The organism is Paenibacillus sp. Soil766 (assembly GCF_001428105.1).
GTDB lineage: Bacteria > Bacillota > Bacilli > Paenibacillales > NBRC-103111 > Paenibacillus_E.
The window spans coordinates 337,304-351,989 of sequence record NZ_LMSJ01000058.1 but is presented as its reverse complement, the minus strand read 5'-3'; the positions used below and the strand labels follow the sequence as shown (position 1 = coordinate 351,989).

The window sequence follows — 14,686 nt, the reverse complement described above, 5'->3', positions numbered from 1 at the left end:
ACTTGAAGTGAAAAGGAGATGGATTCGTATGGCAAGTATACCTACCTTGCTTCTTGGCAATAACGACGATGCGCCTCACCATACGCTGCGAGCGGTGCAGGAGCTTATTATCGACAACCTTGGGGAGGCTTTTCAAGTGACAGCGGTAGAAGGGACCACTCACTTGAAATTGAACGTCCTCCAGTCCTATCCGTTAGTCGTTTCCTACTTGGATATTTGGGGGAGAGTACCCGAGGTTGAAGAAACAGCCGGCCTCCTCCAATATGTGGCTGGCGGGGGTGGCCTGCTGGTCATTCATAATGGCATCTCCATCCAGGGCAGCCCGGAGCTTAGCCAGTTGATCGGGGCTCGATTCACAGGGCATCCGGCTTACACGACACTCCCCTTCACGAAGTTGGAGAGTGATCATCCGTTGACGAACGGACTCGAGCCGTTCGTGATGGACGAAGAGCCTTACCGATTCGAACTAGACCCGTTCGCGCCGATCGAGCTCCTTCTGACGTACACACATGAAGGCCAAGAATGGCCAGCAGCTTGGACGCGCACATATGGGTTGGGCAGGGTCGTTTACCTGATGCCTGGCCATCATCCGCTGTCCTTTCAATCTGAAAGCTATGGGAAGTGGATCCGTTCTGCGGGCTTGTGGGCAGCAGGCTTGCCAGTAACCTAAGATGACAAAGAAATCTCTCCTTTATAGAATGGTTGGGTGTTACCTCCATTTTACCAAGGGGAGATTTCTTTTATTGCTGGAGAGATCCTTTGTTGTAGGCATCCTTTGCACAATTGCACGCATTTCATCCAGAAGGGTTCTAAGCTCCTGTTCAAAATTGCAAGATCTATCGCCACTTACATGGCTTTTAAAGCACCCTCTCTGGAATGTTCCATTCATCCGAAGATAACTAGCGTTTGCAGATGCAGAGGCAATTTTCCCTTTGTAAATAGTCAATTTAAAGACTTGTCTTTTATATGTCCCCTTTCATACAATAGGAGAAGATAGTAAGTAAGACCTTAGGATTGGAGCGCTGTGTGATGCGTTTTAAAGATGTGTTTTCCATCATTGGTCCCTCGATGATTGGCCCCTCCTCCTCACATACTGCGGGGGCGATTCGATTAGGCCGCGTTGCTAGGCAGCTCTTTGGCGAACTTCCGCTGAAAGCGGAGATTACGCTATACGGGTCCTTCGCAGATACGTATCGAGGGCATGGCACGGATCTCGCACTGATCGGCGGGATTTTGGATTTTGAGACGGATGATCCACGTATTCCTCAAGCAGCTGAAGAAGCGGAAGCGCTTGGCGTAGCTATAGCTTTTCAACTCAGTAAAGATAAGGCCGATCACCCGAACACGGTGGGTATTGTACTTACCTCAGAATCGCGGAAAATTAGCATGAGAGGGGCTTCGATCGGTGGCGGTAACGTAGAAATTATTAATGTTGACCAATTTGACGTGAAATTCACGGCGAATTACCCCACCCTAGTCATCTCGCATCATGATCGCCCTGGAATGATTGCGGATATTACGACGCTGTTAGGCAGCAATTTAATCAATATTGGATTTATGGATTTGGATCGGAAAGGGCGTAACCGCGAAGCGATGACGGTCATTGAGACGGATGCGTCGATTCCAGCACCTTTAGTTGAACAAATTCTGCGGTTAAACATGATCACTGATGTTAGAAAAGTGGATCTTGCAGAAAGGGGCGAGTCATGAGATTCCGGACATTAAAGCAACTTGCTGACCTATGTGCGGCGGAAGGCTTGACGATTGCGGACGTGATGCTTGCTGATCAAAGTCATGAGTCAGGAAAATCGCCCGAGTATGTTTTTGAGAAGATGCGAGCGTACTATCAAATCATGAAAGAGGCTGTGTCCAAAGGCCTGACTGAGGACACGACATCGCGAAGCGGGTTAACGGGGAAAGATGCGCAGCGTGTCGCCTCCTATCTCACAACGACAAAGGCATCGCTCGGAGAAGAGGCTTGTAAGGCGATGGCTTATGCCCTAGCAGTTTCGGAGGTTAACGCATCCATGGGACGCATTATTGCGACGCCTACTGCGGGCTCGTGCGGGATCATTCCAGGGGTATTTATTAGTTCTCAGCAGCGTTTTGGCTGGGAAGATGATCATCTGGTGAAAGGGCTGCTATGTGCAGGTGCGATAGGGTATGTGATCGCCAACAATTCATTCGTTTCTGGTGCGGAAGGCGGATGTCAGGCCGAAGTCGGCTCTGCGATCGGGATGGCAGCTGGCGCACTCGTTGAGCTGCGCGGAGGCACGCCTGAACAAGCGATGCACGCGGTAGGTCTTGCACTCAAGAATACACTCGGACTGATCTGCGATCCTGTCGGCGGATTGGTGGAAATCCCCTGTATCGTTCGCAACGGCTTCGGTGCAGTTAACGCGATGGCGGCAGCTGATATGGCATTGGCTGGAGTCAGATCTGTGATCCCTTCCGATGAGGTCGTCCAAGTGATGTACGAGGTGGGCACGGCCATGCCGGAGAAGCATCGGGAAACGGCCAAAGGCGGTTTAGCACAGACTCCGACTGGGCGGAAGATTATGAAGGAATTAAACCTTAATAAGAAGCAATAGCAGCTGTGCAAATAACCGCCCCCTCATGGAATTACCATGAGGGGGCGGTTTTGTTACCACAATAGAAAACTTTTATAGCTTTCTATTTGACGATAAAACGTTCATCTAAACGCGGCCCAAGCACAACAGTTGTGCTCAGCAGCGGTTTCACTTCCATTCCTTTTCGGTATATAGTAAAGAAATGATGTATGTGGAAGGGAGCTAGGAAGAAGATCATGCGCACAACAATGACTGCCACTATGACTGAAGAACAACAAGGTATCTTTCCAGCCGTCTGTCCTCTGGACTGTCCAGATCAGTGTGGTTTGCTGCTTCATAAAGAAGATGGGAAGATTGTTAAAATAGAAGGAGACCCTGATCACCCCGTGACACAGGGAGCTATTTGCAACAAAGTTCGCAACATGACGGCACGTCTTTATGATGATAAAAGACTACAGTATCCCATGAAACGTGTCGGCCCCAAGGGGGAAGAGGCCTCGTTCGAGCGGATTACTTGGGATGAGGCATTGGACACCATCACGAGTCGATGGAAGGAACTGATTGCCTCGGAAGGCCCAGAATCCATATTGCCGTATAGCTTCTATGGCAATATGGGACGAATCGGAACGGAAGGTATGGATCGCCGTTTCTTCCACCGAATGGGAGCGAGCCGTCTCATGTATTCGATTTGCGAATCGGCTGGCACGGAAGGATATAAATATACGATGGGCGGCAGCTATGGGACTGATCCCGAGGATACGGTGAACGCGAAGCTGATCATCATGTGGGGCATCAACGCCGTCAGCACGAATATGCATCAGGTGATGCTGGCTGAGAAAGCACGTAAGAACGGCGCACAAATCATCGTCATTGATGCGCATAAGAACCAAACAGGCCGCTGGGCGGACTGGTTCATTCCTATTTTGCCAGGGACGGACGCGGCTCTAGCACTTGGTATGATGCATATCCTGTTCGCAGAGGGGATGACAGATGAGGCATTCTTACACCAGTACGCCATTGGGTACGAGGAGCTTAGAGAGCATGTGAAGCAATACGATCCTGCCAGCGTATCCGCGATTACAGGTGTGCCTGTGGCAGACATCTATCGCCTTGCTCGCTTATATGGCCAGACTTCGCCAGCTTTTATTCGCATAGGTAACGGGATTCAGCATCACGATAACGGCGGTATGTGCGTGCGGACAATCGCTTGTTTACCCGCGTTAACAGGACAATGGCTGCATCCAGGCGGCGGTGCCATTAAAGGAAATGGCGCTTACTTGGAGCATAATTTGCCGGCCTTGCAACGACCGGATTTGCGAGCGAAGGATGCACGACTCATCAATATGAACCTGCTGGGCAGCGCCTTACTTGAGCTAGATCCGCCTATCCATGCACTATATGTATATAATTCCAACCCAGCGTTGGTCGCTCCCCATGCGAATAAAGTGAAAGAAGGGCTGGAGCGGGAGGATCTATTCACCGTCGTTCATGATCTGTTCCTTACGGAAACAGCGAAGTATGCGGATATTGTGCTGCCAGCGACGTCCTCTTTTGAAAATACGGACTTCTATCGCTCCTATTGGCATCACTATGTGCATCTTCAGCTGCCGGTGATTGCGCCTTACGGCGAGAGCAAAGCGAATGTGGACGTGTTCCGACTGCTTGCTTCGATGATGGGCTATGAGGACGAGGCGCTAAGGGACAGTGATGAGGATATGGTGCGTCAGGCTTTGAACCATCCTGGCAATCCAGCTTTGGATGACATTTCGTTCGACACGTTGTTAGATACCGGTTTCTTGAAGGCAGCGACCAAGCCCTTATTTCCCGGGAAACTGCGGACGCCTAGCGGCAAAATCGAACTGTACTCTGCCGAAATGGCGAGCAAAGGTTATCCGGCGCTACCGACTTATGTGCCGCTTGCCGAAGCCAGTGGTTTGCCATTTATGTTCATTCCGGCGCCGAATCATAACTTCTTGAATTCAACCTTTGCGCATAACGAGAAGCATGTTCGCATCGAGAAAATGCCGAAGCTGCATATGCATGAAGACGACGCATCAGATTTAGGCTTGGCCAGCGGCGATCTCGCACGGGTGTGGAACGAGCGCGGCGAGTGCGAGCTGGTCGTGATGGCTAGTCGCGATGTGGGGCGCGGGGTCGTTGTCAGTCAAGGGCTATGGGCTGATACGCCAGGAAGTAAAACGCGTGTGAATGTCCTGACGCCAGATCGCGTGGCCGATATGGGCGGTGGGGCCACCTTTTTCTCCGGACGGGTAGGCGTGGAAAAGTTGACCTGAGTTTGAACCATTGGGCGTTTGGCTGCATAGGGTACATCAGGAGATGATGATTTATGCCCATTCAGCAAAAGGCGTACGCCTTAATCGGAAGGCCTGTTGGTATTTCCCTAATGGATGGTACCGGGGTATCTGGCATTCTGTGCAGTGTACAAGGCGGCTCGATCTACGTCATTGAATATTTATACCATACGCAATTCGCTACCAAGCATTATACATTCAATCAAGTGAGAGATATTTTGCCATATCCGCAATGCCCACAGCCGTATCCGCCAGTGTTTCCGCAGCCATTGTACTAAGTGGTGGGGAAAAAGAGTTATGTAACCGATCCTTTGGGATCGGTTTTTTTGTTGGCTCTGTTAAGTTTTTTCGTCCATAGTTATCGCTTTTTCAATTCAGCCAATCTTGTGAATGGAATTATACTTAGCCGATTAGCTGGGTAATTTCAGTGCAAATACAACGGGGCAAGCCAGCAATTTTACAAGAAATCCTAATTTATCCACTCCTCGACCTAAATAAATGACAATTCAATCCAAAGAATAGCATGTATGATAATTTGTATACGCTTACAAAATTCTATGGGTAGGGAGTTTTGCTACAATGAAATTTCATTTCAGAAGAAAAAAGCTAGCGATGGTGCTCATGTTTACAATGTTGTTTTCTCTGCTCCTTCCTGTAGCAGGAATGGCCGAGGAGCTTGAGGTTGAGGTTGTGAAACTTCCCCCGGCGATGGATGCAGCGATAGCGTGGAAGAGCGGGGATACAGCTATACCAACGCTCGCGGATACGAACTATGACAGAAGGAACGGTTCAACCGACGGACTTTTTAGTACTTCATCAACAAGTACACAGAAGAAACACATGTACTTTAAATTTGATGTGACTACAGCCTCAGATCCGAGTTACAAATTTATTTTACAAGTCTCAGCTAAACTAGGAACCAATCTGACGTCAGCAGATTTGCAGGTTTTCGGATTAAGCGACAATTCATGGCAGGAAAATACGTTTACATGGAACAATGCCTCTGGCCTTCAAAAAGATCTTCAGCAAATGGAGCAGGTAGGTCAATTTACGATCACTACCTTAAATGGCGCTAAGCCGATCTATCATGATATTGATGTGTCTACTTATGTGAGACAACATTTGGCTGACGGCAGTGTTTCCTTTGTGGTCGCAGATGCGCTATCAACAGGGAAATCTGTGAACATTTATTCCAAAGATAATACCTCCGTTTCTAATCCAGAAACGCAGCTTCTTGTTAAGCGCATTGTGCAAAGCGACACTACGCCGCCACAATGGCCTGCAGGCGCTGCCTTAAAGTCAATGAATGTAGGAACAGACTTTGTGCAGCTGGTTTGGCCGACAGCAACCGATGATAGTTCCGTAGGCAACTATAAGCTCTACCAAAATGGCGCTCTTACAGCGACGATCGCGGGCAGTAACACATATACGGCTCAAGGTTTGGCACCGAATACGAGTGTAACTTATGCAGTCTATGCAGAAGACGTGGCTGGAAACTACTCCACAGAGCCATTGACTTACAACACAACAACCTTGTCAGCACCCGTTGCGCCGATTCCGATTGTCGAAGTGAATGCCAGCAGCAGTGATGGGAATGTAGAGAGCAACACCCTAGATAATAACTTGTTCAGTCGCTGGTCAGCCTCAGGCGATGGACAATATATCATGTTTGATTTAGGCCAAACACAACGAATTGGTTATGTAGGTATCGCTTTTTATAAAGGAGATCTACGTTCAACGCGACTTGATATCGAGACTTCGAACGATGCAATCACATGGGCAAATGTATTCAGTGGAAACAGTCGTGCGACCACAGCGAATATGCAAGCTTTTGATATTCCAGATACGGACGCTCGTTTCGTAAGAATCATAGGACACGGGAATTCAGATGGCAGCACGTTTACCAGCTTAACGGACGTCATGATCTATGCTCCCTATATTACAGGCGATACGCCAGTTGCGATCGTACCTAATATTACACCTACAGCCCCTCCAGGGACGGTTCCTTTCACCAAACCAGGATTAACGAATCCGGATGGTTCTGTACATGCGCTGCATACACCAAACCCTGTCACTGGAGCCAGTATTAATGTAACTAATTATGGCGTGGATCTTGCAGATAATGGGAATGATGACCGCGTTGCGATTCAAAATGCGATTAATGCCGCTTCCCCAGGGGACGAAGTTTACCTGCCGAACGGTACATATAACTTAATCACTTCACCTGATGGATTCGTGAATTTGAAGCTGAAGTCTGGCGTGAATTTACGGGGAGAAAGTGAAGCGGGTACGATTCTGAAGTCGAGTATTGATGATATTAAAAATAGTTCTGTAGTGAAGTCTTCTAGTCAACACGACATTCTGGTTTCAAATATGACGATCACTTCAACGTGGAATCGCGCATTCTCACTGGAGCACGCGACGAACAATCCAGCTGCCGGTGGCCCAGATAGCAGTATTGCAATAGCTAACTATGGAGAAATTCCGTCCTATAATGTGACGATTGATCATGTTACGGTGGAACGGTTCAGACGTATGGCGATCCGTATTGAAAACAGCCATGATGTGATCGTTCGCCATAGTACCTTCCGCAATGCGACAGATCTAGGTGGTGGCGGAGCGGGATACGGAACTTCTATCCAAGGGATGCCAAAGGTAGATCGACTAGGCTTCGACAATGATACGTATTGGAATGTGGTTGAGGACTCTACGTTTGAAGGACCTTATTTACGCCACGGTTCCCTTATTCAAAATGTCGCTCACAATAACGTTCTGCGTAACAATCATTACATCAATACCAAATTAGACGCCATCGATCTTCATGGTGAGTTGGAATACTTAAATGACGTGTACGGCAACACCATTGAGAATATTTTGACTGGCGGCGGCGTAGGCCTTGGGAATACAGGGGGGACAGCTCCATCGAATCATAGTAAGTCCGGCCCAAATAACCACATTCACGACAATGTGATTCGTAATTCACGTGAAGGCGTTGTTGTCACGATGGGCACACCCGATACCTTGATTGAGAACAATATTATTGAAAATACAACATCGGTCGAGAATGCCGTAGGTATCAATATTTTGAACGGACCAGGAACTCGTATTCTTCATAACATTATTCGAAATAATACAGCGACGAATTACTGGGGCATTATGCTGGAGCATGATAGAGGAGATCAGAATGCGAACTTTATCGGTGCTGGTGACCCTCAGAATGTACAGATTGAAGGGAATATCCTTACAGGTAACTCTAATGGGATTCAACTCCAAGCAGGAGCGAATATTGGAGTAAGTAAAAATATGCTAAACAATCTCGGTACTAACTACGATAAGGCACCTGGTGTTACCGCAACGGAAGAATGGCTTTCAACGGACAGCACATTAAGTGGTCTGACATTAAATTCGGGAACGTTAGTATTCGATCCTAATGTAACAAACCAAACAGCCAATGTATCTACATCGAATTCGAAAATCCAGATAACCCCAACCACATCAGACAGCAAGGCTACTGTGACGGTAGATGGAGTACCTGTTGTAAGCGGCGCTCCTTCCCCAACAATTAAATTGCATCCTGGTGCCAATGAGATTGCTATTGTAGTTACCGCAGAAGATTCATCCAAGAAGATTTATCACTTGACGGTCATCCGCGGTAAGGACAAAGACAAGGATAAATAAGATTGAAAAAAGCTTGATCAACCCCAACACTGGGCTTGACCAAGCTTTTCTTCTTCTTAACGATTATCGATCTTCTCCGGATAGAGATCATGGTTCATCAAGCGATGCTCTGCCATTGCTTCGAACTTCGTACCAGGTTGGCCCCAGTTGCAGTAAGGGTCAATGGAGATACCGCCGCGGGGTGTGAATTTGCCCCATACCTCGATATAACGCGGGTTCATCAACTCGATGAGATCATTCATAATAATATTGACACAATCCTCGTGGAAATCACCGTGATTGCGGAAGCTGAATAGGTAAAGCTTCAGGGATTTGCTCTCTACCATTTTGATCTCAGGAATATACGAAATGTAGAGTGTGGCGAAATCCGGCTGCCCCGTTACAGGACATAGGCTTGTAAACTCAGGGAAGTTGAATTTGACGAAGTAATCCCGATTTGGGTGTTTGTTGTCAAATGCTTCCAGGAGGGTAGGATCATAATTGAAAATATATTTCGTGCCTTGATTACCTAACAACGTAATCTCTTTCAAATCTTCATTGCTTCTGCCAGCCATGGTAAATCCTCATTTCATAGTTTTTTAGAGAGGGAGTTTGCGAACCTCTTTTCCAAAAAAAAATGTACCATACTCAGCAGCAAATTGCATCTTTATGATCGATGGGAATAATTCCTTACAAGGTGACGGGCTGCCCTAGCTCAACAGATTTGTATCCCGCCAAGGCGACAATGGTTGAACGCAAGCCATCTTCCCCAGTAATCGGTACTTGCGTGCCATTCAACAAGGCATCGACAAAGGATTTAACTAAGTAATTATCCATGGAGTCTCCCCAGAAGGTCCAGACACCTTTCCCATTCTCTTGACTGTATAAATCATTCTTCTGAGCAAAAGCATCGATGGAGAGGGTCCCTTTTGAACCGATAATCGTCATCGTGACATCTCCCCATGTAGGGAAAGCGGGGTTGCGTGACCAGCTGGTATCCAATACGCCAAAAGCCCCATTTGCGAATTTGACATGAATCATCCCGGCATCATCAACATCGAGCCCTTCGTGAAATAGGGTTGCCGCGTAGGCATAGACTTCTTTCACCTCAGACTGGGTGAACCAGTTCATCAGGTCCATGACGTGGACCGTATGGTCTAATAAAGCCCCGCCTCCAGACAGCTCGGGTTGAAGGAACCAGCCAGAAGGCAGCGAGCCGCGATTCGTGCCTTTAATGGCCAAAATCTCGCCAATTTCGCCGCGATCAATCGCTTCTTTCGCTTTAATGACGGATGCCAGGTAGCGGCAGGGGAACGCCGTCATTAACTGAACACCGTTGTCGCGGCATGCGGCTATCATAGCCTCCATTTCAGTGAGCGAAATGCCGAGCGGCTTTTCACAAAGCACGTGCTTGCCGGCTTTCGCTGCGGCGATGGTTATTTCTGCATGGCGAGCATTTTCTGCGCAGATCACAACGGCGTCCACATCGGTTGCTAGCAGATCCTGATACTTTTCATAATAAGGGAGTCCTAATTTGTTGATGACTTTCTCAACGCGGCTGTGAAGCTCATCGGAGATGCCGACGATTTCGACAGTGTCCATTGCGCTAAGCGCATTCAAATAGGAGTGGGCGTGGCCATGGGCAAAGCTGATCATGCCAATTTTTAATAGGTTCATGGTGTCTCCTCTCCGATCTTTGAGCTCTGTTGCAGCAGGACCGATTGACCTGTTCGTACCGATTCCATCGCAGCTAAGGTAATCTCTAACGCTTTATAGGCATCGAGCGCTGTGACAACCGGCTCTGAGTCTTCACGAATGCACCCAATAAAATGCGCCAATTCCAAGGCATAAGGGCTCGCATAGCCTGGACTTTGCGGCACTTCTGCAAAACGTCGACCCCCCGTGTCGGAAGGAGCCTTGCAAATATGCAAGGAGGAGCTCTTCATACTGTCGCTGCGAATAATGCCCTTGCTGCCGGCGATTTCCACCGCTGTTTGGAAAGGTCCGTGATAGCCCCAGAACGCTTCAAGGTTCGCCACGGCACCGCTTTCAAAGAGTAGCGTAACCGCTGCGTAATCAATGTCTTTCACACGTTGGTTCAAGCCATAGACAGACTTGACTTCTCCCATGGCCCAACGTAAGAAATCAATATCGTGAATCATGAGATCGGCAATGACGCCACCGCTTTTATCTTCGTCAAAGAACCAAGGTCTAGCATTTCCTGGGTGAGACCCAATGCGTTTGGCATGAGCTACACCTACGCGCCCTAGCTTCCCTTGATCAATCGCTTGCTTCATTTGAACGTATTCAGGGAAGAAACGGACAACGTGTCCGACAAAAAGCCGAACACCATGCTGTTCACAGCTGCGGATCATCTCTGCAGCATCTTCTAGATTTAAGGCAAGTGGTTTTTCACAGATCACATGCTTTCCAGCTTCTGCCGCTCTTAGTGTAAATTCTTTATGTAAATAGCTGGGTACAGTTACGCTGAGCACGTCGAAATCCGTCTCGCGGAGCATGGCTTCGAAGGAGGCAAATGCCTTGGCTCCCGTGCGCTTGGATAATTCTTGCGCTAAACTGAAATCCACATCACAGACACCGACCAGTTTCACATCTGGGATGTTCATATACCCGGAGGCGTGTACGTTTCCCATTCCCCCGCAACCAACAATGGCTATTTTCATGCTGCTTCACTCCTCAGTTTCATCTTTCATATCGGCTAACTACGATATATGATATACATATTGCCAATGATCCGAAATGCGGGCATTTATGCTTTTTATATCCAAATTCGTGCTGATTGAAAGTGAGGTGCTGGGTTTACATGCATATTTTTAAAGAACCGATCCCTTATCAAAACCCTTCACTCTGCATGAAAGTGTGGAGATTTACGGTTTCGGGTGAAGAGCGGACGAGCTCTGATATTTGGCATTATCATAAAGAAGTTGAGTTCATTTTGGTCGAGCAGGGAATCCACGAAATCCAGACGCCGAATCATACCTATGTGCTTCAAGCAGGGGACGTGATGGTCATTGGATCTTCTCAATTGCATAGAGGACGCAAACTTAGTGACAAGGATCTCAGTTATATTGTGCTGCACATCGATTTTCAGCCTTATTTTGACCCTGCTATGATGATGTACTATCGGCATTTCTTGGAGATCCTTCATCCTTTAGAAACGCTCAATTATATATTTCAGGAAAACGAAGCTGTAAGAAATGGCATGGCCAAGATTATCTCGGACACACACGATGAGGTTTGGGACAAAAGGAAAGGCTACGAAATTGCGGTTAGCATGCATATTAAGCACTTGCTCTTGCTGCTGCTTCGCCATGATACACGAGAGATGTTGACCTCGCAGGCGCATGTGGATGCGGATGTGGACGTGATTCGAGCACTTATCACCTACGTGGATGACCATTTGACTGAGAAAATAGATATGGTCGTCGCAAGTCAAATTGCGGGCATGAGCTACTCCTATTTTTCGAAATATTTTAAAAAGAAGATGGGATCGTCCTTTACGGATTACGTCAATCAAAAGCGGATCTCGAAGGCGGAACGGCTGCTCGTGACCGAAAATCGCAGTGTAAACGAAATTGCTGAGTCTGTGGGCATTGAAAATATGGCGCATTTTTACGAGCTGTTTAAGCGATTCAACGGATGTACGCCGAAACAATATTTGCGTAAAATGCATGGAATGGACGATTCCTTGTAAGTAAAAAAGAACCGAGTCTGTCGATGGACAGCTTCGGTTCTTCTAACGTCTTATATGAAATTAGGAGAGCAATTTCAAAAACTCCCGCATAAAGCCTGGTAGATCCGGCCATGCATGACCGCTGACGAGCTTGCCATCGACATGCAGGGTATCTTTGGCATATGTAGCACCAAGCGCTTCTACATCTAAGCGGCATGCATGATACGCCGTCATCGTGCGCCCTTCGAAGAAAGAATTATCTTTCAAAGCAGCGAATAATAGCGCACCATGGCAGATAGAACCAATGGGCTTATCCGCTTCAAGGAAATGACGAAGAATGCGTGGAACATCCTCATTCGAGCGAATGTATTCTGGGGCTCTGCCGCCAGGAATGATGAGCCCATCATACTTACTAGGATCAACATCGGCGAAAGCGACGTGAGAGGGAAGTAGATGTCCGGGTTTCTCGGTATACGTTTCCCAATCCTCTACGAAATCGTGAACCACTGTTCGAAGAACTTTCTTCGCAGGTGAAGCTATAACGGCGTCATAGCCTTCCTCTAACACACGGTAGTAGGGGTAGTACACTTCTAATACTTCAACAGCATCACCAGTTAGAAATAAGATCCTTTTGGACACGAGATCACTCCTTGGAAATGGATGGTAATTCATGTTTAATTATGAACAAACCTGGTTTTCTTGTATACGGGTGTAAATTGAGAGGAATTGTCGAATTGGCAGATTGAATGTTAAATAATGATGTTCAAATGATGTTCAAGGGAAAGGATAATGTTTATAATAGAACAATAATAAAAGAAGCATACAAATGTATGAGGTGAATAACTGAATTATGAAAGCATATTTAGAATTGCTTAAGGATGTCTTAGATCAAGGTGTAGAAAAGGGAGATCGCACGGGAACAGGAACGATTTCTGTTTTTGGGCGTCAGATGCGAATCAACTTGAGCGAGGGTTTCCCTCTTTTAACAACGAAGAAGCTGCACATCAAATCGATTGTTCACGAACTGCTGTGGTTCATAAGCGGCAGCACTAATGTCCAATATTTGCGCGAAAACGGTGTTACGATCTGGGATGAGTGGGCTGATGAAAATGGAAATCTTGGCCGCGTGTACGGTGCTCAGTGGCGTACATGGCTTGCTCCGAACGGGCAAGTTATCGATCAAATTGAGAAACTGATTCACCAAATCAAGACCAATCCAGATTCACGCAGACACTTGGTCAGCGCTTGGAACCCTGCGGAAGTGGATCATATGGCGTTGCCGCCGTGTCACTATGCGTTTCAATTTTATGTAGCGAACGGTCGTTTATCCTGTATGTTCCAAATGAGATCCGTGGACACGTTCTTGGGTCTGCCTTTTAATCTGGCGTCGTATGCCCTGTTAACCCATATGATTGCTCAGCAGTGTAATCTGGAAGTAGGGGATCTGATCTGGAACGGCGGGGATGTACACATTTATCAGAATCATGTTGAACAAGTGAATAAACAGTTAGGGAGAGAGCCGCAAGAGCTGCCAACGCTTCATATCAAAAGGAAGCCAGCTTCCATCTTCGACTACCAATTCGATGATTTTGAATTTCTTAACTACACACCGCTGCCAGGCATCAAGGCGCCGATTGCGATATAAGGAAGTTGCTGTAACGAAAGGAGTGTTCGTCGTATGAGTATTTCATTTATTTTTGCCATGGATCGTAACCGAGCCATTGGCGTCAATAATAAGCTGCCTTGGCATCTGCCAGGCGATCTGAAGTTTTTCAAAAACGTGACGATGGGGCATCCCATCCTGATGGGACGCAAAACGTACGAGTCCATCGGCAAGCCGCTTCCCGGTAGACGCAACGTCATTCTCACGCAAAATACTGCGTACCAGGCCGAAGGCTGCGAGGTTATTCACTCGGTAGACGAAGCGATCGACGCATTCCAGGAGCAGGAATTGTTTGTTATCGGCGGAGCAGAGATTTTCAAACTATTTGCTTCGCATGTGACTCGGATGTACATCACATACATCGAGGATGAGTTCGAAGCGGATACCTTTATGTCGGACCTCGACTTGTCCAATTGGACCTTGGTATCGTCTGAACAAGGTGAGCGTAACGAGAAGAATCCGTATGAGTACTATTTCCGGATCTACGAGAGATGAGCTTCTGGGGCCAAGTCCCCAGGGGTATTGGTCGAAGGGTTGAATTAGCTGTTAGATGGAAAAAGTACAGTTAATTTCAACGGTTTTCTCGAATAGAGCCCATTAACTGGAAAAAATGCAGCTAATTTCAGGGGATTCATCCCTTTAGGTGGATTTAATCGGAATTAACACCATATTTTCCATCTATTCGGAATAATTACTGAAAATGAGCTGGATTAGATGTACTTTTTACAGCTAAATTTAATAAAGTGCTGTGTCACACGCGCAAAGACAGAGCCGTCTGCATCCATGCGCC

The 14,686-nt window shown here is 47.3% G+C and carries 13 protein-coding genes and 1 riboswitch; of the genes, 9 read left to right on the top strand and 4 right to left on the bottom strand.

Annotated features, from left to right (window positions below; all coding sequences use genetic code 11):
- Positions 1-28: 28 nt before the first annotated feature.
- The 6 genes from ASG89_RS32610 (at position 29) to ASG89_RS32585 (ending at position 8,560) form a co-directional block, all read left to right on the top strand.
- Positions 29-670, top strand: a complete 642-nt coding sequence (locus ASG89_RS32610; RefSeq protein WP_057315494.1) for a ThuA domain-containing protein — start codon at positions 29-31, stop codon at positions 668-670.
- Between the two features lie 359 nt (positions 671-1,029).
- Complete coding sequence (sdaAB, locus tag ASG89_RS32605; RefSeq protein ID WP_057315493.1) at positions 1,030-1,710, top strand: L-serine ammonia-lyase, iron-sulfur-dependent subunit beta; 681 nt, start codon at positions 1,030-1,032, stop codon at positions 1,708-1,710.
- On the top strand, positions 1,707-2,591 hold the full coding sequence (gene sdaAA / locus ASG89_RS32600; RefSeq protein WP_057315492.1) for an L-serine ammonia-lyase, iron-sulfur-dependent, subunit alpha: 885 nt from the start codon (positions 1,707-1,709) through the stop codon (positions 2,589-2,591). The genes sdaAB and sdaAA overlap by 4 nt, the downstream gene beginning before the upstream one ends.
- A gap of 215 nt (positions 2,592-2,806) precedes the next feature.
- Positions 2,807-4,864: a molybdopterin-dependent oxidoreductase gene (locus ASG89_RS32595; RefSeq protein WP_235550010.1), complete on the top strand. Its 2,058-nt coding sequence runs from the start codon at positions 2,807-2,809 to the stop codon at positions 4,862-4,864.
- Positions 4,865-4,917: 53 nt separating this feature from the next.
- Positions 4,918-5,160 carry a hypothetical protein gene (locus ASG89_RS32590; RefSeq protein ID WP_057315491.1) on the top strand — a complete coding sequence of 81 codons (243 nt, stop codon included), beginning with the start codon at positions 4,918-4,920 and terminating at the stop codon, positions 5,158-5,160.
- A gap of 301 nt (positions 5,161-5,461) precedes the next feature.
- The gene (locus ASG89_RS32585) at positions 5,462-8,560 is read left to right on the top strand and encodes a cadherin-like beta sandwich domain-containing protein (protein WP_057315490.1); all 3,099 of its coding nucleotides are present in this window, start codon (positions 5,462-5,464) and stop codon (positions 8,558-8,560) included.
- 56 nt (positions 8,561-8,616) lie between these two features.
- On the opposite strand, the gene queF is transcribed toward ASG89_RS32585, so the two are convergent.
- From queF to ASG89_RS32570, 3 genes are all read right to left on the bottom strand, one after another.
- Positions 8,617-9,114 carry a preQ(1) synthase gene (queF, locus tag ASG89_RS32580; RefSeq protein WP_057315489.1) on the bottom strand — a complete coding sequence of 166 codons (498 nt, stop codon included), beginning with the start codon at positions 9,112-9,114 and terminating at the stop codon, positions 8,617-8,619.
- A 10-nt stretch (positions 9,115-9,124) separates the two neighbouring features.
- A riboswitch (PreQ1 riboswitch) is annotated at positions 9,125-9,168 on the bottom strand.
- A 61-nt stretch (positions 9,169-9,229) separates the two neighbouring features.
- Complete coding sequence (locus tag ASG89_RS32575) at positions 9,230-10,216, bottom strand: Gfo/Idh/MocA family protein (RefSeq protein ID WP_057315488.1); 987 nt, start codon at positions 10,214-10,216, stop codon at positions 9,230-9,232.
- Positions 10,213-11,223, bottom strand: a complete 1,011-nt coding sequence (locus tag ASG89_RS32570; protein WP_057315487.1) for a Gfo/Idh/MocA family protein — start codon at positions 11,221-11,223, stop codon at positions 10,213-10,215. The genes ASG89_RS32575 and ASG89_RS32570 overlap by 4 nt, the downstream gene beginning before the upstream one ends.
- Positions 11,224-11,411: 188 nt before the next feature.
- On the opposite strand from ASG89_RS32570, the gene ASG89_RS32565 reads away from it, so the two are divergent.
- The gene (locus ASG89_RS32565; protein ID WP_235550009.1) at positions 11,412-12,254 is read left to right on the top strand and encodes a helix-turn-helix domain-containing protein; all 843 of its coding nucleotides are present in this window, start codon (positions 11,412-11,414) and stop codon (positions 12,252-12,254) included.
- Positions 12,255-12,314: 60 nt separating this feature from the next.
- On the opposite strand, the gene ASG89_RS32560 is transcribed toward ASG89_RS32565, so the two are convergent.
- Complete coding sequence (locus tag ASG89_RS32560) at positions 12,315-12,872, bottom strand: DJ-1/PfpI family protein (protein ID WP_057315485.1); 558 nt, start codon at positions 12,870-12,872, stop codon at positions 12,315-12,317.
- 211 nt (positions 12,873-13,083) lie between these two features.
- Here ASG89_RS32560 and thyA point away from each other — a divergent pair, with 211 nt between their 5' ends.
- Together thyA and ASG89_RS32550 are read left to right on the top strand one after the other, a co-directional pair.
- A complete protein-coding gene (gene thyA / locus ASG89_RS32555) occupies positions 13,084-13,878 on the top strand; it encodes a thymidylate synthase (RefSeq protein ID WP_057315484.1) in 795 nt (264 codons plus the stop codon).
- A 33-nt stretch (positions 13,879-13,911) separates the two neighbouring features.
- A complete protein-coding gene (locus ASG89_RS32550) occupies positions 13,912-14,391 on the top strand; it encodes a dihydrofolate reductase (protein WP_057315483.1) in 480 nt (159 codons plus the stop codon).
- Positions 14,392-14,686: the final 295 nt, after the last annotated feature.